General features: G+C 70.2%; 15 protein-coding genes. 6 read left to right on the top strand and 9 right to left on the bottom strand.

The genetic code is table 11. The annotated features are described in order from the left end of the window. Positions 1–2: 2 nt before the first annotated feature. A complete protein-coding gene (locus WMF11_RS18700) occupies positions 3–1,538 on the bottom strand; it encodes a sensor histidine kinase (protein ID WP_437909730.1) in 1,536 nt (511 codons plus the stop codon). Next, entirely contained in the window at positions 1,535–2,206 is a 672-nt protein-coding gene (locus WMF11_RS18695) for a response regulator transcription factor (RefSeq protein ID WP_437909729.1), read from the bottom strand. Before WMF11_RS18695 ends, WMF11_RS18700 begins: the two co-directional genes overlap by 4 nt. A 214-nt stretch (positions 2,207–2,420) precedes the next feature. On the opposite strand from WMF11_RS18695, the gene WMF11_RS18690 reads away from it, so the two are divergent. Next, entirely contained in the window at positions 2,421–3,356 is a 936-nt protein-coding gene (locus tag WMF11_RS18690) for a protocatechuate 3,4-dioxygenase (RefSeq protein ID WP_437978418.1), read from the top strand. Between the two features lie 102 nt (positions 3,357–3,458). Further along, complete coding sequence (locus tag WMF11_RS18685) at positions 3,459–4,244, top strand: phytanoyl-CoA dioxygenase family protein (protein WP_437909727.1); 786 nt, start codon at positions 3,459–3,461, stop codon at positions 4,242–4,244. Positions 4,245–4,290: 46 nt separating this feature from the next. Here the strand turns inward: WMF11_RS18685 and WMF11_RS18680 are convergent, their stop codons facing one another. From WMF11_RS18680 to WMF11_RS18660, 5 genes are all read right to left on the bottom strand, one after another. Beyond that, positions 4,291–5,232 carry an ABC transporter permease gene (locus WMF11_RS18680; RefSeq protein ID WP_437553381.1) on the bottom strand — a complete coding sequence of 314 codons (942 nt, stop codon included), beginning with the start codon at positions 5,230–5,232 and terminating at the stop codon, positions 4,291–4,293. Continuing rightward, positions 5,229–6,791, bottom strand: coding sequence for a sugar ABC transporter ATP-binding protein (locus WMF11_RS18675; protein ID WP_437978417.1), 1,563 nt, complete (start codon positions 6,789–6,791; stop codon positions 5,229–5,231). Before WMF11_RS18675 ends, WMF11_RS18680 begins: the two co-directional genes overlap by 4 nt. A gap of 7 nt (positions 6,792–6,798) precedes the next feature. Continuing rightward, entirely contained in the window at positions 6,799–7,821 is a 1,023-nt protein-coding gene (locus WMF11_RS18670; RefSeq protein WP_437978416.1) for an ABC transporter substrate-binding protein, read from the bottom strand. A 213-nt stretch (positions 7,822–8,034) separates the two neighbouring features. After that, positions 8,035–8,586 (bottom strand): SRPBCC family protein, encoded by a 552-nt coding sequence (locus tag WMF11_RS18665; RefSeq protein WP_437978415.1) that lies wholly within the window; start codon positions 8,584–8,586, stop codon positions 8,035–8,037. A gap of 50 nt (positions 8,587–8,636) precedes the next feature. After that, complete coding sequence (locus WMF11_RS18660; protein ID WP_437978414.1) at positions 8,637–11,402, bottom strand: DUF2961 domain-containing protein; 2,766 nt, start codon at positions 11,400–11,402, stop codon at positions 8,637–8,639. 122 nt (positions 11,403–11,524) lie between these two features. On the opposite strand from WMF11_RS18660, the gene WMF11_RS18655 reads away from it, so the two are divergent. Both WMF11_RS18655 and WMF11_RS18650 read left to right on the top strand, forming a co-directional pair. Next, positions 11,525–12,958 carry an ADP-ribosylglycohydrolase family protein gene (locus WMF11_RS18655; protein ID WP_437978413.1) on the top strand — a complete coding sequence of 478 codons (1,434 nt, stop codon included), beginning with the start codon at positions 11,525–11,527 and terminating at the stop codon, positions 12,956–12,958. A gap of 516 nt (positions 12,959–13,474) precedes the next feature. Next, entirely contained in the window at positions 13,475–14,704 is a 1,230-nt protein-coding gene (locus WMF11_RS18650) for a vWA domain-containing protein (protein WP_437978412.1), read from the top strand. Between the two features lie 235 nt (positions 14,705–14,939). On the opposite strand, the gene WMF11_RS18645 is transcribed toward WMF11_RS18650, so the two are convergent. Then, on the bottom strand, positions 14,940–16,157 hold the full coding sequence (locus tag WMF11_RS18645; protein WP_437978411.1) for an endo-1,4-beta-xylanase: 1,218 nt from the start codon (positions 16,155–16,157) through the stop codon (positions 14,940–14,942). Positions 16,158–16,498: 341 nt separating this feature from the next. Further along, a complete protein-coding gene (locus tag WMF11_RS18640; RefSeq protein WP_437553365.1) occupies positions 16,499–17,551 on the bottom strand; it encodes a LacI family DNA-binding transcriptional regulator in 1,053 nt (350 codons plus the stop codon). 848 nt (positions 17,552–18,399) lie between these two features. Here WMF11_RS18640 and WMF11_RS18635 point away from each other — a divergent pair. Next, positions 18,400–20,091, top strand: a complete 1,692-nt coding sequence (locus tag WMF11_RS18635) for a DUF1592 domain-containing protein (RefSeq protein WP_437978410.1) — start codon at positions 18,400–18,402, stop codon at positions 20,089–20,091. Next, positions 20,088–21,524, top strand: coding sequence for a DUF1552 domain-containing protein (locus tag WMF11_RS18630; protein ID WP_437909719.1), 1,437 nt, complete (start codon positions 20,088–20,090; stop codon positions 21,522–21,524). The genes WMF11_RS18635 and WMF11_RS18630 overlap by 4 nt, the downstream gene beginning before the upstream one ends. The last annotated feature ends 196 nt before the right edge of the window (positions 21,525–21,720 follow it).

Genomic DNA, 21,720 nt, shown 5'->3' with positions numbered 1-21,720 from the left:
ATTCAGACGTCGCGCGGGCCGGACCGCTCGCCCTCGATCTCCACCTCGAGCCCACCTGGCTCCGACGGCCGCAGGCTGAGGCGGAAGCCGTGGAGCTCCGCCGCACGGTAAGCGATGTGCAGCCCGAGCCCCTGCCCGTCCGGCGCGCGCGTGCGCGCCTGATCCGCGCGCGCCCCCCGCTCCACGAGCCTCGACAGCGCGCCGGGATCGATGCCCGGTCCATCGTCGAGCACGCGCAGCGAGAAGCGATCGGGCGCGGTAGGCTCCAGGATGACGGCGACGTGCCCGCCCGGCCGGTTGTAGCGGATGGCGTTGTACGCGACATTGCTCACCGCCTGCTCGATCAACGTCACGTCCGCCTGGATGATGAGCGGCTCGGGGGGCACGGCGCCCTCGATCGCCACGCCGACCTGGCGCGCGATCGGGCGGTGGCGGCCGATGACCCGCAGCACGAGCGCGTTGAGGTCCACGTCGCTCCGCTGGAGCGCCGCCTCCGCCGCGTCGAGGCGCGCCACGGTCGCGAGGTTGTGCACGAGCGACGCCATGTAATGCGCCTCGTCCATCGCCGAGACGAGCACGCCCACGTCGACGGGCTGGCCCTCGGCCGCGCGCTGCCGGAGCGTCGCGAGGTGTCCCTGCAGCACGGTCAGCGGGATCATCACGTCGTGCGTCGTGTTCGCGAGGAAATGGCGAAGCGCCTCCTCGCGCCGATCCTTCTCCTTGAGCTGCGCGCGGATCTCGCCGCCCGCTGCGTTGAACGCCCGCGCGAGCTCGCCGATCTCGTCGCGGCCGGCGACCTCGACGGCGCTCCCATAGCTCGTGGAGGCCGAGCGCCGCACGGCCTCGGTGAGCTTGCGGATGCGCCGCACGACGGGGCCCGCGGCGAGGAGCACCGCGCCGAGGACGACGGCCATCGGGAGGAGCCAGAGCTCGGTCGCGGGGAGGATGGATCCCCACGCCGGATCGGTCGTCCCGCGCGCCAGGACGAACGCGCACGGCCCCGCGCTCCAGGGCATGCGCACGAGCACCTCGACCTCGTTGCTCCCCCACGCGAACGGCTGGACCGCGACGTCGTCCTGCTGGATCGTCGCGGCGAGCGTCTCGGGGATGACGGGCGCGGCCGGGTTTTGAGCGCGGAGCTGCGCGTCGTACGCGAACAGCACGGCCGGCCGCGCGCGAGGTCGCTTCCCGAACCCATCCTGCGAGGGTGGTGGCGGGGGCGGGAGCCCGGCGGGCGGCGGGCCCTCAGCGTCCGGGCGCTCCCCCGGCGGAGGCCCACGACGCGGTGGAGGTCCACCCGGCGGGCCAGGGCGGCCCGGGCGCGCGCCCGGGCCGGGGCCGCGCGGGGTCTCGCCGCCCCAGGACGCCGGAGCCGCCTCGCATTCCTCGCGCCCCGTGGCCATGCGCGCGTGGACGAACTCGGTGAGGATCCGCTCCGCGGCGCGGTGCTGCAGGACCGCGTCGTACCAGGAGAGCGCGAGCATCACCGGGAGCACCGCGGCGATGGTCGTGACCGCGAGCCGCTGGCGGAGCTTCACGCTTCCTGCTCGGCGACCAGCCGGTAGCCGATCCCCCAGACGGTCTCGATGAACGTCCCGCGCCCGAGCTTCTTGCGCAGCCGCGACACGTGGACGTCGAGCGTGCGCTCGGTGCCGTCGCGCTCCGGATCGAGAGCGCGCTCCACGAGCCACCGTCGCGTCGCGGCCGCTCCCGGCCGCTCCGCCAGCGCGGCGAGCAGGCTGAACTCCACGCGCGTGAGGTCGACGCGCTGGCCCCGCACGTGGACCTCGCGCCCCGCGCGATCGATGCGCAGCGGACCGACCTCGATGACGTCGCCGCGCTCGAGCGCCGGGCGGCGGAGCCGCGCGCGCACGCGCTCGACCAGCTCCTCGGGCCAGAACGGCTTGGTCATGTAGTCGTCCGCGCCGAGCTTCAGCGCGCGGACCTTGTCCGCCGTGTCGTTGCGGGCGCTGAGCACCAGGACCGGCACATCCGAGCGCTCGCGCAGGTCCTTGAGCATGTCCATCCCGTGGGCGCCCGGGAGCATCAGATCCAGCACGACGAGCTCGACCTCCGGCAGCGTGCCCGGCGGAAGGCGGCGGCCCTCTCTCCACCACGTCGGCTCGTACCCGGCGTCCCGCAGGCGCTGGACGACCTGCGCGCCGAGGTCCTGATCGTCCTCGATCACCAGCACACGCTTCGACATACCCTTCCTCGCGCCCCGCGCTCGTCCGGAGCGCGGACGATCCTAGCGCGCCAAGGCCTCCTGCGCGGCGCAACGCGCGTGCACATCACAGATGTGACGTTTGCGACCGGCGCTTCAGAGTTCCTTAAGAGATGAGTTCCATGCTGCGGAGGTGTCGAGGAGCGGCGCACGCAGCGCGCACGCTCGGACACCGACCATCGAAGAAGGAGCCAGGATGACGAGCGACGCGATGAACGACCCCTCACCTCACCCCCTCACACGCCGGACCCTCCTGCGCGGCCTCGGCGCGGGCCTGGCGCTCGCGCCGCTCGGCGCGCTCCCCGCCTGCGGAGGCGCCGACTCGACCCCGGGGACGGGCGGCGCAGGCGGAGCGGGCGGCGGCACCGGCGAGGCGGGTGCCGGCGGCCAGGCGGGCACCGGCGGCGGGGGTGACTGGGCTTCGGGTGGCACGGGCTCGATATCGGACGATTACCGGGATCCGTTCACCGATGGCCAAGGCGCCGCCTGTGCTCTGACGTGCGCGATGACGCTGGGTCCCTGTTACGCGCAGACGATCGAGCGGAAGGACATCAGCGAAGGCTACCCCGGCTTGCCCGTCCGGCTCGCACTGCGCGTCGTGGACGAGGCGTGCGCTCCCATCGAGGGGGCCACCATCGACATTTGGCACACGCGCAACACCGGCCTCTACTCGGGGGACGACGCGGTGGACATGTGCACGGGTGGGGATGAGGACGCCCTGAGCCACAGGTACTTCCGAGGCATGCAGCCGACAGACGCGCAGGGACGGGTCGATTTCGACACCTGCTATCCGGGCTGGTACTCCGGTCGCGCCATCCATATCCACTTCACCGTGCGCGTCGGAGGCGAAGAGTACGTGACGTCTCAGCTCTTCTTCCCGGAAGAGCTTACCGCCGAGCTCTTCGCGGGACACCCCGATTATGCGGCGCTCGGACAGCCGGATACGACGAACGCGAGCGACTCCATCTATGGCGGCGAGGAGTACCTCCTCTCGACCGAAAAGCAGGCGGACGGATCTCTGCTCGCGTGGAAGACGCTCGTGATCCGCTCCTCGCTCGCGGACGAGCTCTGCTCGACAGGCGGTATGGGAGGGCCGCCCGGCGGCGGCATGGGCCCGCCACCCGGCGGCTGATCCAGGCGCCAAGACCGCCTGGGCGCAGCCCACGACGCCGGGCGAGCCCGACGTGGACCGCTTGCACCCGCGGGAGCGGCCATACAGACTGGTCCGCGCACCATGGTCGAGCTGAGCCATCAACAGATCGAGCGCTTCATCGCCGATGGATTCGTCCGGATCGATGAAGCGTTCCCGCGGGTCCTCGCCGACGAAGGCCGCGCCATCCTGTGGCGTGACACCGGGATGGATCCGCAGGATCCGAAGACCTGGACGAAGCCGGTCGTTCGACTCGGGATGTACGGCCAGCGACCGTTCGCTGACGCCGCGAACACGCCAGCGCTTCACTCCGCGCTCGATCAGCTGGTCGGCCGCGGGCGCTGGCAACCGCAGAAAGCGCTCGGCACCTTCCCAGTTCGCTTTCCGTCTCCCGACGATCCAGGGGATACCGGCTGGCACGTCGACATGAGCTTCGGCACCGAGAACCCCGACTTCATGTCGTGGCGCGTGAACGTCGCGTCGCGCGGCCGCGCGCTGCTCATGCTGTTCCTCTTCTCGGATGTCGGCGAATCCGACGCGCCGACGCGCATCCGGGCAGGGTCCCATCTGGACATCGCGAGGCAGCTCGCGCCGGCGGGCGAGCCGGGGCTGACGTTGCGAGAGCTGGCCGCGAACGGCTTCGCCGAGACGGCCCACCGACCGCAGGTGCTCGCGACCGGCGAGGCGGGGACGGTCTACCTGTGCCACCCGTTGCTGGTCCACGCAGCGCAGCCGCACCGCGGCACGCGCCCGCGCTTCATGGCCCAGCCGCCGCTGCTCCCGACCGAACCGCTGCGGCTCGATCGCGAAAGCGGCGAGAGCTCACCGGTCGAGCAAGCCATCCGCACGGCGCTGCGCGGGGATCCGTGAGCATCGGACACGCCGCGACGCGCAGGCCGCGCGCGTCGGATCACCGTCAGCCCGCGGCGGCGCGCGCCCCGCGCGCTCGCCGCACCCGGTCGACCGCGACGGCGACGACGATGATCGCGCCCGTCGCGATCTCCTGCACCCAGCTCGGCAACCCGAGGTGGACGCCGCCTGTCCGGATGACCGTGATGAGCAGCGCCCCGATCACGCTCCCCGCGACGCTCCCCTCGCCGCCCGAGAGCGGCGCGCCGCCGATGACCACCGCCGCGATGACCTCGAGCTCCAGGCCGATCGAGTCGGTCGGATCACCCACCGTCAGCGTCGAGAACTCCATCACCCCCGCGACGCCGGCGAGGAGGCTCGACAGCGTGTACACCGCGATCTTCACGCGCCCCGTGTCGATGCCGCACAGGCGCGCCGCGGCCTCGTTGCTGCCGACCGCGAACACGTGCCGCCCGAAGCGCGTGAACATGAGGACGGCGAAGACCAGGATCGCCAGCGCCGCCGTCATCCACAGCCCGGGCGCGGTGAGGTCGGACGACAGCAGCGCGTCGAGACCGCGCGGATCCGCGTCGATCTTCTGCTCGGACGCGAGCCCCTTCGCGGCGCCGCGCAGCGCGCTCATCGTGCCCAGCGTCACGACGAAGGGCACCATCCGCGCCCGCCCCACGAGCGTCCCGACGAGGGCGCCCACGAGGCCCGCCGCCGCCGCGGCGACGAGCGCCGCCGGGAGCGCCGGCACCCCCGCGCGCAGGAGCTTCGCGAGGACGACCGTCGTGAACGCGACGAGCGAGCCCGTGGAGAGGTCGATCCCGCCGGTCGCGATGACGAGCGTCATGCCGACGGCGCAGATGCCGACCACCACCGTCTGCCGCGCCATCGTGAGCAGGTTCTGGCTGCGCAGGAACGTGTCGGGCGTCAGCGCCGCGAAGAGCGCATAGACGAGCAGCAGCGCGACGAGCGGCCCCACCCACGGCGGACGCTTCTTCACGAGGATACCTCCAGGAGGAGCGACGCCTCGGTCCATGACGACGCGGGCCGCGGCGGGTCCAGGGTCCCCCGGCGGAGGACCGCGATGCGATCGCAGGTCGTGACGAGCTCGTCGAGCTGGCTCGACACGAGCACGATCGCCTTGCCGGCGCGCGCCAGATCCCGGAGCAGCGCCAGCACCTGCGCCTTGCTCGCCACGTCGATGCCGCGCGTCGGCTCGTCGACGAGGAGCACGTCGAAGTCCTCGCGGAGCAGCCGCGCGATCTGGACCTTCTGCTGGTTGCCGCCCGAGAGCTCGCCGGCGCGCTGCTCCGGCCCGCGCGTGCGGATCGCGAGCCTCTCGATCCAGCGCGCGCCCTCCGAGAGGACCGATCTCGGCCTGGCGAAGCGCGGGGCGCGCGGCGAGAGCCAGACGTTCTCGGCGAGCGAGCGGCCGAGCATCAACCCTTCCCCGCCGCGATCCTCGCTCAGCAGGCCGATCCCGCGAGGAGCGCGCAGCGCGACCGTCCCGCCGCGCCTCGGATCGAGCCCCGCGAGGATGCGGAGGAGCTCCGTCCGCCCCGAGCCCACGAGGCCGGCGATGCCAAGGATCTCCCCCCGACGCAGCGTCAGCGACGCGCGCTTCGGCCGCTTCACGCCGGAGACGCCCTCGGCCTCGAGCACCACCTCGCCGCCGTCCGGGCGCGCCGCCTCGGACACCGCGCTCGCGCGCGTGTCGGCGCTCGCGCGCGTGTCGGCGCTCGCGCGCGTGTCGGCGCTTGCGCGCGTGTTATCGAGCGCGCGGCCCAGCATCTCGCGGACGATCTGCGCCGGCTCGATCTCGCGCGGATCGCCCTCTCCCGCGACGCGGCCGTCGCGGAGCACCGTGTAGCGATCGGCGTGCGCGCGCACGTCCGAGAGGAAGTGGGTCACGAGCAGCACCGCGAGGCCGGCGTCTCGCAGGGCGCCGACGCGCTCGAACAGGCGCGCGGCGTCCGACTGGCCCAGGCTCGATGTCGGCTCGTCGAGGACGAGGAGCCGCGCCGCGAGCCGCCCGTCCTCGCCGAGGCCGCCCTGCGCGAGCGCCCGCGCGATCTCGACGAGCTGCTGATCGGCGACGCCGAGCTCCCCGGCCCGCGCGTCGAGCGGCACGCGGCCCGGATCCGCGGTGACGAGCGCGATCGCCGCCCGCGCCACGGCGCGCGCGCGCGGGCGGTCCCGGATCTCTAGCCCTAGCCGCGCGCGCGCGAGCGGCTCGATCCCGAGCACCACGTTGTCGACGACCGTGAGGTGGGCGCAGAGCGTCCGCTCCTGCGGCACCAGGACGACGCCCGCGCGGCGCGCCTCCTCGGCCGACGCCGGCGCGTACCGCGCCCCTCCGAGCAGGATCGCGCCCGCGTCCGCGCGCTCCATGCCGAGCAGGACGCGCGCCAGCGTGCTCTTGCCCGCGCCGTTCTCGCCGAGCAGCGCGTGGATGCTCGCCGGCGCTACCCGCAGCGAGACGTCGCGCAGCACCGGGTTCGGGCCGAACGCCTTCGCGAGGCCGGTCACCTCGAGGAGGGGCGCGCGCTCTCCGCCCACGGGCCGCTCACTCCCCGAGCCACCTGGCGAGGTCGGGTCTCACGATCTCCTGCACCGCCGGGTCGTCGAGGTCCTGCCTCGTGACGACGCGCGAGCCCGTGTCGATGCGCGCCTCGACCTTCTCTCCGTGCAGGTGCGCCACCATCGTCTTGACCGCGACGTACCCCATGTTGAACGGGTTCTGCACGACGAGCGCCTCGATGTCGCCCTCGCGCAGCGCGCCGAGGAGCTTCTCCGACGCGTCGAAGCCGACGAACTTCACCTTCCTCGCGACGTTCGTCTTGCGGAGCGCCTGGAGCATCCCGAACGTCGTCGACTCGTTCGGCGTGAACACCCCGGCGATGGCCCCTTCCGCCGCCCTCTGCGCGAGCAGCAGGCTCTCGCTCTTGTGGAACGCCGACTCTGTGGTGGCGCCGCCATACTGGTTCTCGCTCGCGATGGTGACGCCGGGCATCGCGCGGATCGCGTCGAGGAACCCCTTCTCGCGGTGCTGCGTGCTCGCCGAGCCCTCCTGGTAGCGGAGCACGACGACCTTGCCGTCCTCGCCGATCGCCTTGCCGAGGTGCTCACCGGCGAGCCTCCCGGCCGCCTCGTTGTCGGTCGCGACGAAGCTCACGTGATCGTCGCTGGCGAGATCGGAGTCGAACACGACCACCGGGATCTTCGCCTGCCTCGCCGCTCGCACCGGCGCCCTCAGCGCCGCGGCGTCGAGCGGCGCGAGCACGATGCCGGACACGCCCTGCGCGACGAAGCTCGAGACGACATCGACCTGCGCCTTGAGGTCGTCCTCCCGGAGCGGCCCTTTCCACACGACGTCGACATCGAGCTCGCGCGAGGCCTTCACCGCGCCTGCGTGCACGCTCTTCCAGAACTCGTGTGTCGTCCCCTTCGGCACGACGGCGATGCGGAGGCGCGCGCCGCCCGTCGCGCCCGGGCCCGCGTCCGTCGACGTCGTCGCCGATGACGACGTCTTGGAGCACGCGGCGAGGACGGCAATCGCGAACGCGCACACGACGACATGGACGCTCATGGGCGCGAGAGGATAGTCGACGGATCGCGGCCACGCTCGCGCCGGCGAGCATGTCGCCGGCGGAGATCCGTCCGACAAGCACCCTGGGAGTTCTCGGCTGCACCCGGTGCAGGCAAGCTCATCCCGGCGCGACGCTCGCCTGCAGCTCGTGATTCACCCGGGTCGAACCGGCGAGCGCGCGCAGGTCGAGCCGGGTCGGACGGCGCCGCGCAGTCAGCTCGGCGGCGCCGCCTTCGACTCGACGATCTGCTTCATCGCCCCGAGCCCCTTCTCGAAGTCGGCGCCGACCATCTTGTCCATATCCATGAACATCCCGAACGCCTTGCCGATGAAGCCGTTCTCCCCCTCCATCACCCACGTCACCTTCGTGCCGGAGGGCGCCGGAGCGAGCGTGAAGTTCGTCGTGTTCGTCGCCTCGATCGGCTTGATGAACTCGACCCGGACCGTGACGTTCGACGGCTGCTCTGCGCCCGTGATCGTCATCTTGCCCTCGCCCACGTCGTCGTTGCCCGACCACGCGTACGACGCGCCGGGGCCGGCCGCGGGCCCGGCGTAGGTCCTCTTCAGGGCCGGGTCGAGCCCCTCCCACGGCGACCACCGCTCCCAGGCGTGGAAGTCGACGATCTGGGCGTACACGGCCTCTGGAGGCGCCGCCACCGTCGCTGAACGCTCGATGCGGAACGTGGAAGGCCGCGTCATCACCACGATCACGAACAGGAGGACGACCGCCACGAGCCCGAGCCCAACGCGCTTGAGTACCTTCATGCGCGAACCCTACACCCGGCACGCAGGGCTTGAAACCCCTCGCCTTCGCCTCACAGGCCGAGGAGCTCCTGGAGAAACACGCCGCCCTTCCCGGCCCCTGCGTGCGTGAAGAACAGGCGCCCCGACGCGAAGTCGCCGCCCTCCGCGACCCACTCGGCCGCGTGAGCGCGCAGCCGGGCGACGGCGCGCGGCGGGAACGCGAACGGCGAGCGCGAGCGGTAGACGAACGTGGCGTCGTAGTCGACAGGATAGCTGGTGAGCGTCAGGTAAAACCACCCTTTCCGCTCGAACACGAACGGCGACTCGGTATAACCGCTGTTGCGCATCGCCGTCTCCGGCCCGAGCGTGAGCGCCATGGCCGGCGGGCTCCAGTGGAAGAGATCCAGCGACGTGCGGTAGGCGACGCCGCTCAGGGGCGACTCGATCGACGCGCAGCGCGTATAGTACACCACCCACAGATCGCCGAGCCGGGCGAGCATCGGATCGCGGGCGACGCAGATGTCCTCGAACAGCGTCCCTCCCTCGCGGCTCCAGGTAAACCCGTCGCGCGAGCGCGCGATCCGGAAGCCGGATCGGTCGGGGTCGTGCGTGCCCACGTGAAAGATCATGACCAGGCTGCCGTCCCGGTCCCGGACCATGTGCGGGGCCCAGATCCAGCGCTCGTCGGAGAGGGCGCGAATCGAGGAGCGCTCCGGCGCCAGCGTGAGGCTCGGTGAGACGGATTCCATCCAGCTCACCGGCCCGGGGCCAGGCGCGGTGGCGAGGACGAACTCACGCTCGGCGTCCGGTCGATAAGGCTCGAGGTGAAAGATCCCGCTGAGGATCCAGCGGCCGTCGGCGAGCTGGATCATCGAGTGATCGTTCACATAGAACGGCCCTCCGGGGATGCTCTCCGAATCGAAGATCTTCACCGCGGGCCCCTGCGTGAGCTGAGGCGTGGGAGGTCCGGAGAAGAACCGCAGCGTGTAACCCCGCTCGCTCCAGGGCGCCGGGGAGCGTGTCGCGTCGATCTCGAGGACCGGGCGCCTGCCTGCGCCGCACTGTTCGGGGAGGAGGTCGATCCAGAGCGCGTCCTCGGCGAGCGACCGGACAGGGTTCGCCTGCATCTCGTGGAGCACGCCGACCTCCCGCCCGTCGAGCCTCACGCGCGCCGTCTGCGGGGCGTTCGCCGCGGAGTACGCTCGGAGCAGCAGCAGGCCGCGCGCATCGGACGGGCAAGCGACCTCGATCCGGGTGATCCCGCGGCCCTCGCTGGACCAGGATCGCCGCCGGAGCTCCAGCCGCTCGGCGTCGACGGCCGAATGCACGAGCCGCCGCCGCCCGGCCGCACGGACCTCCTGCTCACCGATCACCTGAACTTCCGGGAATGCGTAAGAGAGGCCCAGCGAGCGCACCCGCAGCGGCGTGTAGGCGCCGGTCGGCCCGGCCTCGATGCCGAAGCGCAGACCGGAGCGGCTCACGATGGGATCGGCCACGTGCAGGCGGTACAGGGAATGGACGAACGTGGCGTTCTTCCATCCATCCTCGGGATCGACGACGAGGAAGCGGGGCAGCCCGCTGAAGGGGTTATGGTGCGCGCCCAGGAAATAGAAGCCTCCATTGAAGTAGTCCTCGGTGCCGGTCCCTATCTGCAGCGGGTGCGACATCCCGTCGGTGCGGATCATCTCGTCGCCCTCGAGGTACGTCCGATCGTTCGGTCGGCCGCCGCTGATCTCCTCGAGAAGCGCGACGAACTGGAGCGGCTCATCGCTCTCGAAGAGGGGCATCGTCGTCTCGCGTCCGGGGGCCATCTGATCGCGGTATTGCGCGATCAGCCGCACGCCTCGGCGGGCGGGCGCGAGGTCGACGGCCGCCTCGACACCCGCGATCTCCTGCCCGGGCGCGGCCTCGAGCGAGAGCACCTCGCCTTCGGCCAGCGGGATCGGCAGGCGCGTCGCGAGCCTGCCTGCCCCTCTGGCGTCGGGCGTCCAGGCGGCGTGCAGCGCGCTCCGGAAGGTCGTCCATCCGCCGTCGGCGTCGGTGCCCGAGCTGGCGAGGCCGAAGAAGAACGACGCTGGTATGGGCGGCTGTCCGCCGATCCTCACTGAGAGGTCGTTCAAGCTCCCCGCCGGGATGTGAACGTCGATCCCTGATACGGTCGCGGGGCCTGTCGCCAGGACGAGCGGCGCGCTGGCGCGCAGGCTCTCCCGGCGCGGCGGGGCAGGCAGGGTGGCTGTCCAGTCCTCCGTCATGAATCGCGACAGCTCCTCGGGCGTCGGTCCCGACGCGGCCCCGGGGCCCTCGCGGTACGTGATCTGGTAATAGATGGGAACGCCCCGGAAGCGGACCTTGGCCTCGCTCGACCAGGCGAAGGGGACGTAGCTGGTATACGCGCCCGAGCTCGCGTCCACGTCGAGCACGAGAGGCGATCTCCAGGGGCCCCTGCCTCCGAAGAAATCGCCCGGCGACCCGCGGAACGCCGTGTGTCCGTCGATCTCGATCCAGATCTCCTGGTCCTGCCTCTCGAGCTCCGCGCGGGGGGCGGTCATCCAGATGCGCGCGATTCTCCCCTCCCCGCGGGCGTGAAACAGAACCCGGTGGTCCCCCTCGAGCGCGACCCCCGGGCGATATCCATCATCGTTGCCCCCTGCCGGGTCATGCGTTGTCACGCTCCGTGTCATCCACCCGGGATGAAAGGAGAGGAGATCCTCCAGCACCGGCGTGATCGACGCGGCGCCCGGCGCAATGGCGAGGGACGCGCCGAGGAGATGGCGGGCCGCGCTCGAGACAAGGCGGTCCAGGAGCGCGCCGCGCCCATCGAGACTTCCGGCGTTCATGATCGAAACCTAATGGCGCGAGCGACGCCAGGGGAGCGGGCTCGGCGAGGCATTACGCTTGCACCGCCGCGAAGCGAGGACATGCGCGACGCACCGATCGCGCACTCGAGGGGGGGTAATTCATGCGCACCCGCCGCGATCGACGCCCTGTCGAAGGCTCGCCCAGCGTCGGGCCACGCGCATGCGCGCGCGGCCTCCTGCTCGCGCTCCTCTCTCTATCGCCGCTCGCGGGCGCCGGCGACGCGCCGCGCCGCGCGCTCGCCGCTCCCATGGAGCAACGGGACGCCCCGGGAATGTCCCCGAGGCCGCGGCTCCAGCTCGATCGCGCAGCCTACGCCGAGCGGCTCCGCGCGATGTGGATTGGCGCGTGCATCGCCAACTGGACAGGGCTTCGCACGGAGGGCGTCCGCATCGAGCGCCCCTTCTTCACCGACGCTGACTGGGGAAAGCCCCTGGGGCGCGACGGGGCGCCGATCGACTTCGTCCTCCTCGACCCCTGCCCGGCCGACGATGACACCGACATCGAGTATGTCTACCTCCACCTCATGACCGAGGCGGGGACGCTCTTCCTCTCCCCCGAGCGGATCCGGGACGGATGGCGCGCGCACATCAACGACTTCATCTGGGTCTCCAACCGGAGGGCGCGCGATCTCCTCGAGCGCGGCCTGCTGCCCCCCGCGACGAGCGATCCGGCGCTCAACCCGGACGCGCTCCAGATCGACGCCCAGCTCACCACGGAGATCTTCGGCGCCCTCGCGCCCGGCATGCCGGAGCTGGCGCTGCGGATCGCTGACCTCCCCATCCGGACCACCGCGCGCGATCACGCCGCGCACGCCGCAGAGTTCCATGTTCTCCTCTTCTCGCTCGCGGCGACCGTCGATCTGGAGAAGCCGCGGCGACAGGAGATCGTGCGGATCGTCCGTGAGGCCAGGAGCTACCTGCCGGCGGAGTCCAAGGCCGCCGACGTCATCGACTTCGTGCTGTCCGCCTATCTATCGACCAGCGATCGCGCCGAGGCTCGCGACGACTGGGAGCGCGCCCGCGACGCCATTGCGGATCGCTACCAGGAGCGGGCCTCGGCGCATGGCTTCGTCTATCGGGGGTTCACGGAATCCGCGATCAACCTGGCGACCGCGACGCTGGCCCTCCTGTTCGGTGAGGGGAGCTTCCGGCGCACCGTACAGATCGGTACCCTGTCCGGCTGGGACTCCGACAACGGCACGGCGACCATGGGCTCGCTCGTCGCGCTCATCGGCGGGATGGAGGAGCTGCGCCGCGCCTTCCCCGGCGCGCGCCTGTCCGACCGATATCGTATCCATCGCACGCGCCCCACCCTGCCGGACCGGCTTCCGCAGGATCGCGAGGCCGAGGACACCTTCACGGAGGTAGCGACGAGGATGGCCACGCTTGTCGACCTCGCCGTGCGGGAGGGAGGCGGCCAGGTCGAGCCGACCCGATGGGTCGTCCCGCCTCGCGCCCGCGACGGCACAGCACCCGGCGCGCGCGCCGCGCCCGGTTCCGAGCCGCGGCCTCGCGCTCCTCGCCCGGCGAGATGACCTGGCGCTCAAGGCGCCTCGGGCCATCCGCGAGGTAGCGCCGGTGGCCGGTACCGGTGCATCTTAATCGGTCCAGCGGTCTTCCAGAGGCCCTCTCCGGTCGGCACCTCCTCGGTATTCTCGGTGTACTTTGCGAACCCGAATCGCATCTGTTCTCTCCCGGCGCGCCGCAGCGCCGCCGGGGCAATTCAACACGTGGATGAATCTTTGCGTGGGGTCGATTTTCCAGAAGGCGACCGGCGCACGCGAGCTGCTCTTGACGACCAACGCGTGCAGCGTCGCTGCACGATGAAGACGTTTACCGCAAGGAGCTCCGCCAGACCGTATCCCGCGCAAAGATCAGCGTCATCGATTATACTCGTCATCGATCCCGGGGCTCCGGCGAGGCATGCACTGGAAAATTCCGCCTCTGGAGACCTCTCGTCGCGAACTAACTTCGTGCCCGCGGACCGCGCTGGCACGCGTTCCAGAAGGAGTCGGCTCATGAGATTGCCTAGGATAGCCATTGCATTGCCAATGGTGGCTTTGATCGGCGCGGGGTGCGGCGGGGCCAACGACGGCAACGGGGACAGCGCCGGCTCGCAGAGCAGCACCGGCACCGGCAACGGCTCCGGCAACGGTTCCGGCTCTGGCTCCGGCAATAGCACCAGCACCAGCACCGGCTATGACGACACCTTCGGCAACGGAAGCGGCGCGGGCTCGGGCGGGGGCTCCGGCGCGACCGGAAGCAGCAACGGGAGCTCGACGGGCGCGGGGGAAGCGTGCGCCACCCAGTCGTCCCAGGCCGGATTTCAACAGGTGTACCTCGCGTTCGCGTTCGACGTATCGGCCAGCATGACAGCGAGCGACGTGGAGTGGCGCAGGAAGGATCTCAAGTGGGATCCCGTCGCGATCGCGACGAAGCAGTTCTTCGTGGATCCCTCGTCCGCCGGGTTCCAGGCGTCGCTCACGTTCTTCCCAGGCGCGCAAGCGGCGCGTCAGGCGTGCCAGGCCGACATCTACTTGACCCCGCATGTCCCGATGACGCCGCTGCCCTCCCCGGCGTTCGGCATGGCGATCGATGCCATCGAGCCGGAGATCAGCAGCTCGAGAACGTGGCGCACCACCACGCCGACGGTATTCGCGGTCGAAGGCACCCTCGCCTTCATCGAAGCGCAGCGCCAGCAGAACCCCGGGAAATATGCGATCGTGCTCGTGACCGATGGCTATCCGCAGCTGTGCGGGGGCGCGGCGGACACGCTCGAGGCCGTCGTGACGCAGGTCAACGCGGCGCGCGCCGCCAACATCCCGACCTTCGTGATCGGGGTCGACAGTCCGCAGGGGGAAGCAGACGCGCCGCCTAGCCTCACCAACCTGCACCAGATCGCCGAGGCGGGCGGCACGGGAGAGGCATCCATGCTGAACACCGGCAACCCAGACGAGACGATCGCCGCGTTCAAGACGGCCATCGAGAAGATCCGCGGCGCCGCCGTCTCGTGCACGATCCCGATCCCGCCGCCGCCCGACGGGAGGAGCTTCGACAAGCAAAAGGTCAACGTGACCTACACGAGCGCCACGAGCAACATGCCGACGACCCTCACGTATGACCAGGCCTGCGCGGCCGCGGGGACGTGGCGCTACGACGACCCTGCGAACCCGACGGCGATCGTCCTATGCGACGATACCTGCGCCGTGGTTCAGGCCGACGTCGAGGTCTCGCTGGGCGTCGACTTCACCTGCGAGGACGTGATCCAAGTGCCCCAGTGATCGACGACGCTCGCTGACCGACACGGGTCTTCGCGAGGAGGCGCCAACCAGCTGCTCGCCTCGCGATACGCAGCCAGCGAGCGGGTTCACGATCCAGGATCGGATCGTGAACCCGGCTCAGGCCAGAGAGACCGACGCAGACCTGGAGGGAGCGCGCCCGCATCCGTACGAGATACGAGCGCGCCCGAGCTCATCCGGTCGAGGAGCTCGTCCAGCTCAGCGCGCCGGCTCCGCGTCAGCCACCACGGTCCAGGAAGTCCATCAGCCACTGCATCGCCGGCCGCATGGTGCCGTTCTCCTGCTGGAGGCCTGTGCCGTTCCTCCACGTCTTGCCGACGATGTAACCCCACAGGGTGATCCCCGGGATCTTGGGGTGATTCCAGAACATGGTGAACTGCTCCTCCATGATCTGCTTCTGCCGGTTGTCGTTCGCTTCGCCGATGTCGTACTCGGTGATGTACACAGGCTTGCCCAGCTCGGCGAGCGAGTCGATGTACCCCTTGACCGTGTTGGTGTTGATCTTGAAGGCGTCGTGCGCCTGCGCGCCGAGGGCGTCGACCGGGGCCCCCGCCTCGATCACCTTCTTCGCGATGTCCTTGAAGTGCCTGTGCTCGTTCTCGTACTCGATGTTGTTGTAGTCGTTGAGGATCAGAACGGCGTTCGGGCAGAACTCGCGAGCCCACTTGAAGGAGTTGACGATCCAGTCCCAGCCGCTGGCGCCGTTGCCGCCGAGGCCGGCCGTGTACGAAGGCGTGGTGTGGGGCGGCGGCTCGTTGACCACGTCGATGTACTTCGTGTCCGGGTAGCGCTTGCAGAACTCCTCCATCCAGCTCCGCACGGCCTTCTTCTGCTCATCCGGCGAGAGGCTCCCGACCCAGGAGGGTTGCTGGCTGCCCCACACGAAGACGTGGTGCTTGAAGATGATCTTGTTGTCCTGCGCGTACTTGTAGGTCCTGTCGAGCGAGCTCCAGTTCTTGTTCCCGCGGGAGCTCTCGACGGAGCCCCACTTGCCCTCGTTCTCGGGCGTGATCTGGTTCCAGTACTTCGCGAAGCCGTCGCGCACGGCGCCGCTCGTCGTGATGTTGCCGACGAACTTCCCCTCGGGCTCGGCTCCGCCGGTTCCGGTCGACGCGCTGGTCGACGCGCTGGTCGACGCGTCCCCGCCGCCGACCCCCGTGGTCGCGGCGCCGGAGGTGGCGCTGGTCGTCCCCTGATCGCCCGAGCCGCTGCTGGTGGCGGGGCCGACGCCGGCCGTCGTGCTGACGCTGGAGCTGCTGTTCGTGCCGTTGCTGGAGCTCGTGCCGGCGCTGGTGCCGGTGCTCCCTGCCCCGCCCGAGCCGCCCACGCCGTCGTCAACCCCGTCGCCCCCATCGCCACATCCAAAGAGGGTCGCCATTCCGAGCGCGATCCACGCCGTGCTGCACAGCAATCGAGAAGAAAGCTTCTTGTTCATGTTGGACTTCCGGAAGTCGGACGATTGTCGTTGATGAAGCGGGGAGCGAGAAAGCCGGGGGGCAGCGGCACGAACGGCGGCGCCCACACTCAGCGATACGCACGCCGTGCAACTCGCGACGGATGATTCCCGCCACACCTGGAAGTGATCACGACACGCGCGCGAAGCTTCCTACATTTGAAGTTCCTGGCTGACAGGAAACGTGCATCGACAGCGCATGTTGCAATCGCGAGGCAACTTTGCGATTCAAGCGGCAGCCCAGCTCGGCACCCATGACTTAACCGATAAAGTCCCGGTCCGTGAACACATCACGGAGCTGGTACGGCAGAGCGCGCACGGTCTCACCGGCGCCGGGGGACGGCCGTGCTCTTGCGCACGACGAGCTCGGTCTCGACAACGACCCGCGACCACGAGCGCTGGCCGCTCTCGATCTGCCCGAGCAGGACGTGGAGGCACCGGCGCCCGAGCTCGGAGAAGTCCTGGCGCACCGTGGTGAGCGGCGGCGTGAAGTAGGCCGCCTCCGGGATGTCGTCGAAGCCGACGACGCTGAGGTCGCGCGGCGTCTCGCGCCCGTTCTCGTGGAGGAAGCGGAGGAGGCCGAGCGCCATCTGGTCGTTGGCCACGAACACGGCGGTGACGCCCGGCGTGCGCGTCAGCTGCGGGGCGAGCTCGTAGCCGGAGCGCGCGCTCCAGTCCCCCCGCAGGAGCGGCGGGACCTCGGCGCCGGCCGCCTGCAGCGCCGAGCGCCAGCCGTCGATGCGCTGGTCGGCCTCGAGCCAGTCGGTCGGGCCGGCGATGTGCCACACGGTCTTGTGGCCCAGATCGAGCAGGTGGCGGGTCGCGGACACGGCCCCCCCGAGCTGGTCGACCGCGACCACCGGCACCGAGTCGTCCGGACCGCCCTCGACCGCGACCACCGGCACATCGGAGGTGACGTGGCGCAACGCGTCCACCGCAGACCGCTGCGGGGCGATCACGACGATGCCGTCGGCCCCCTGGTCCCGCAGCCGCTGCACGGCCTCCAGCACCGGCGCGCGGCTGAACGATTTCAAGCTGGAGATGCTCACGCCATAACCTGCGTCGTGCGCCGCCTCCTCGAGCCCCAGGAGCGTCGACGCCGGACCGTAGAGCGTCGTGTCGAAGCTGACCACACCGAGCGTCCGCGACCGCCCTGTCACGAGCGCCTGCGCCACCGAGCTGGGCCGGTAGTCGAGCTGGCGGATCGCATCCAGCACCCGCTCCCTCGTGTCGCGGCGCACGTGGGGGCTGTCGTGCAGGACGCGTGAGACCGTCTGATACGAGACGCCAGCGAGCTTGGCCACGTCGACCATGACCGCGGCCCGCCGCCCGCCGCCCCTTTTGACGCGGCGCTCCGGAAGAGATTTCTCAGCCATCGGCGCGGGAGGATAGTCGCGGGCCGCTCGATTGGAACGGAGTTCTTCAATGTGAGCGTTCACAAATTGTTCGGGATTCTTCATTTCACTCGGCTTTCGCGTCACGGGGCGGGTGCGCGCCGGGGATCGTCGCCATCGGACTGGAGCGCGGCACCGACGCTGGTCGTTCGTCGTCGTAGATGCCATTCCCGGTGGAGCCGCGATCGATCCCGCAGATTTCACGCCGGCTGTCAGATTTGGCCCATGCGAACGGCGTGCCGACGGCTGCCGGCCGGCCTGGCCACGTCGACAGGGTCCGCGGCCAGGCCTCTCCTCCCCACGAGGGCGGCGCTCCGGAGGAGCGCCGCCGGCCCTCGTACTCAACCGGTTCAGAAATCGCTGGGCATCGGTCGATTCTAGTTGACATTCGATATGTGAACGTTCACAATCTGGGAAACATCCTTAGGCATTGCGCCGGTCAGGTCGTCGTCGTACGTCATACGCACCGGGGCATTCGTCATTGATGTCAGCGCGAGGAGAGGCGGCGGGTCTGACCTGCTGCGCGGTGCGCTCGCCTCCCGCGCCACCGACCCATTGGGGTCGGCCGCGCGGCAGCGGCGGCTCGTGTAGGTGTTACGCGGCGCGGCGCCAGCTCATCTACCGCAGTCCCGGACGTCAGGAAGGCACTTTTTCACACAGCAGGGCGGACTCACAGGAGGGATCGTGTGAAATTATCTTCTTTATTGGTCGCCGCCTTGAGGCGCGCGCCCCGCAAAGCACCGAGGTGGCTCGATGGCCGAGGTCGCGCAGCCGGAGCCATGAAATCTTCCCACGATAGCGGTCCTGACACCGCGTGTGATCGATGGAAGGTGGAAACATCCATTCACAGCGGGATAGCCTCACGGCTGCTCCGAGCGGCCGCGTGCACTTCGCTCCTCGTCGCAGGGTGCGTGGGCGACATCGGCGCCGGCGGCTCGGGCTCCTCGGGCTCCTCGAGCGCCGGCGCGAACCCGACGGGCGGCGGTACGAGCTCCTCGGGCGGCGGAGACGCCGTGTGCAACCCGCGGCTCGAACGGCGGGTCGTGCTGCTCGCCGACCTGCAGTTCATGAACGCCATCCGGGATCTCCTGGGGGACGAGGCCATCGAGGCGGAACAGGCGCCGGACGCGCGGACGAAGCCGTTTGCCAAGAAGGGCCTTGTCGTGGGGACCTCCCTTGTGCATACGCGGCTCGCGAGGGCTGCCTACGCGGCCGAGAGCATCTCGGGGCGCTTCGAGCAGGTGACGGGGTGCGCCCCCGACGGAGACGACGCCTGCGCCAAGACGTTCCTGACGAAGTTCGCGCAACGGGCGTTCCGCCGGCCCGTGGACCAGACGGAGCTTGACAACCTGTGGTCGGTCTACGCGCTCGGGAAGGAGCAGAGCTACGAGCGGGGCGTCTCGCTCGCGCTCGAGGCGCTCATCGCGTCCCCCTCCTTCTCCTACCGCACCGAGCTCGGCGGCGCCGCGGACGGTGACGTGGTGAAGCTCGCCGCGCACGAGGTCGCGAGCGAGCTCTCGTTCTTCTTGACGGACAGCCTGCCGGACGCGGAGCTCGCCGCCGCCGCCGACTCCGGCGCCCTGAACGATCCGGAGGAGCTGGCGCGCCAGGCCGAGCGCCTCCTCGATAAACCCGAGACGCGCAGCAGCCTGAACACCACGCTGATCGCGGCGTGGGGGCTCAGCAACCTCTTCGGCACGGAGAAGGATCCAGGGCTCTTCCCCGAGTACACCCCCGCGCTCCAGGGGAGCATGTTCCACGAGACCGAGCTGCTCCTGGAGGACCTGCTGTGGAGCCGCGAAGCCGACGTGTCGGCCCTGCTGACCACGAGGGAGACGTTCGTGAACCGCGTGCTCGCGGAGGTCTACGGCGTGGAGCACACGGGCGCGAGCCCGGAGGAGTTCACGAAGGTCGAGCTGCCGGCCGACGAGCGCGCCGGGATCCTCACGCAGCCCGGCCTGCTCGCGGCGCTGGCCCGGACCGACAACACGAGCGTCGTGGCGCGAGGGCTCTTCGTGCGCGGCGCGCTGCTCTGCCTCGGGAAGATCCCGTCGCCCCCGGAGGAGCTCTCGGACGCCATCAAGGAGCTGCTCGAGGCCGACATGACCGAGCGCGAGCGCGCCGACGCGCGCGCCTCGAACTCCACCTGCGCCGCGTGCCACGCCCAGTTCGACGCGTTCGGCCTGCTGCTCGAGAACTACGATCCGGTCGGCCGGTACCGCGACACCCTCGACGGGGAGCCGATCGACGCGCGCGTCAACCTGGGCAACATCGCCGAGGTCGCGGGGAGCTACTCGAGCGCCGTCGAGTTCGCCGAGGCCGTCGCGCAGAACGACGGGTTCGCCGCCTGCATCACCCGGCATCTGCTGACCTACGGCACGGACGATGAGGCGCTCCAGACCCGTGACTGTCAGGTCGAGCGCGTGATCGAGGCGCTGCCTGAGGGCCAGCGGACGCTGACCAACGTCGTGAAAGCCATCGTGGCGTCGCCCGCGCTGACCGAGCGCGCCAGGGAGGAATGACCGTGGGCTACAACCTTTCTTACGGATGGTCTCGCCGCCGCTTCCTGCAAGGCATCGGCGCCGCCGCGGGTCTCATGACGGTGCTCAAGGGCCTCGAGTCGGCCGCCGAGGGCGCGGCGCCCCCGAGGCGCCTGTTGATCGTGCAGCGCCCGGTGGGCACCGTGTACGAGAACTACTGGCCGCAAGGCAACGGGACCAACTTCACGCTCTCCCGCATCCTGACCCCGTTCGAGGCCATGAAGTCTCGGATGGTCGTGATGCGCGACCTGAAGCTGCCGCACGAGGGGTCTGTCGGCGGCGGCCACGAGCGCGGGACGGTGCTGATGTGCACGGGGACGCGAACCAAGCAGCTGTACCCGGGCAACGGCGGCGACGATCCGATGGCCGAGGCGCCCAGCATCGACCAGCTGCTCGTGAAGCAGGCGGCCGAGCTCCAGGGCACGCCCATCGCGTCCCTCCAGGTCTCCTGCGACAACCGCGCCGACACGCCCGAGGTGTCGACCCGCCACATGTCCTACTCGGGCGCACGCGCGCCGATGAAGCCCTACTACCAGCCGCAAGAGGTGTACCGGCGGGTGTTCGGCACGCTCATGCCGGGCGGCCCGACGGACGACAACCTGGACGCCCTGGCGCGGGCGCGCCTGCAGAAGAAGAGCGTGCTGGACTTCGCAATGAAGGACCTGAAGCGCCTTCAGAGCCTCGCGCCGAGCTCCCAGCGAGACGCGCTGGAGGGGCACGCCGCCGCCATCCGCGAGGTGGAGGCGGAGTTCGACGCGGACCCGAGGGATCCCGCGACCTGCGGCATGCCCCAGGAGCCCGAGGTCATCCAGGTGAGCGGGCACATCGATCCCTACGGCAGCTCGCACGTCGTGAACGAGCGCGACGACGTGAAGCACGCGCGCATCGGCGCCCTGCACTTCGCCGTGATCAAGGCCGCGTTCCGCTGCGACCTGACGCGCGTGGTCACGTTCCAGTGGTCCCCTGGCACGAACCACGTGAGCTTCGGCGAGCTGTGGCCGCCCAACTCCGCCATCTTCAAGGTGCACCACACCACGAGCCACGATCCCGATACGCCCGACACCCTCGAGTTCCTCACGCGGGTGGAAGAGTTCTACGCCGGCTACGTCGCCGGCTTCCTGAAGGAGCTCGCGGAGACGAAGGACGTGGCCGGCGGGACGCTGCTCGACACCACGCTGGTCCCGTACATCACGGAGGTCGGCACGCGGCATCACAACTGGGACAAGATGGCGTGGGTGCTGTTCGGCGGCGAGGGCACCAAGCTCCGCGGCGGGCAGGTGTGGACCAACGGCAACCGCGGCGGCCGCTCCACCAACGACCTGTGGATGGCGATCGCGGGCTCCTTCGGGGTCCCGGATCTCGTGATGGGGGACAACGACACGCACACCACGGCGATCGAGGGGCTGTTCGGGTGACCGTGGGCCGGACGTAGCCGTCAACCTAGCCTCGCGCCGAGTCCTCCCACATCCCAACGTTTACGTGAACGTTCACGTGGTTGTGGTCGTCAACGGTTGGCCGTAAACGACCACGACCACGTGAACGACCACGACCACGACCACGTAAACGTTCACGTTGGTGAACGAGGGTGGGTGAAGGGGGCGGGTTTCGTGC

It is taken from the genome of Sorangium sp. So ce295 (assembly GCF_051527405.1).
Taxonomy (GTDB): domain Bacteria; phylum Myxococcota_A; class Polyangia; order Polyangiales; family Polyangiaceae; genus Sorangium; species Sorangium cellulosum_B.
Note: the sequence above shows the minus strand (reverse complement) of the source record. Positions and strands in the feature narration are given on the sequence as shown.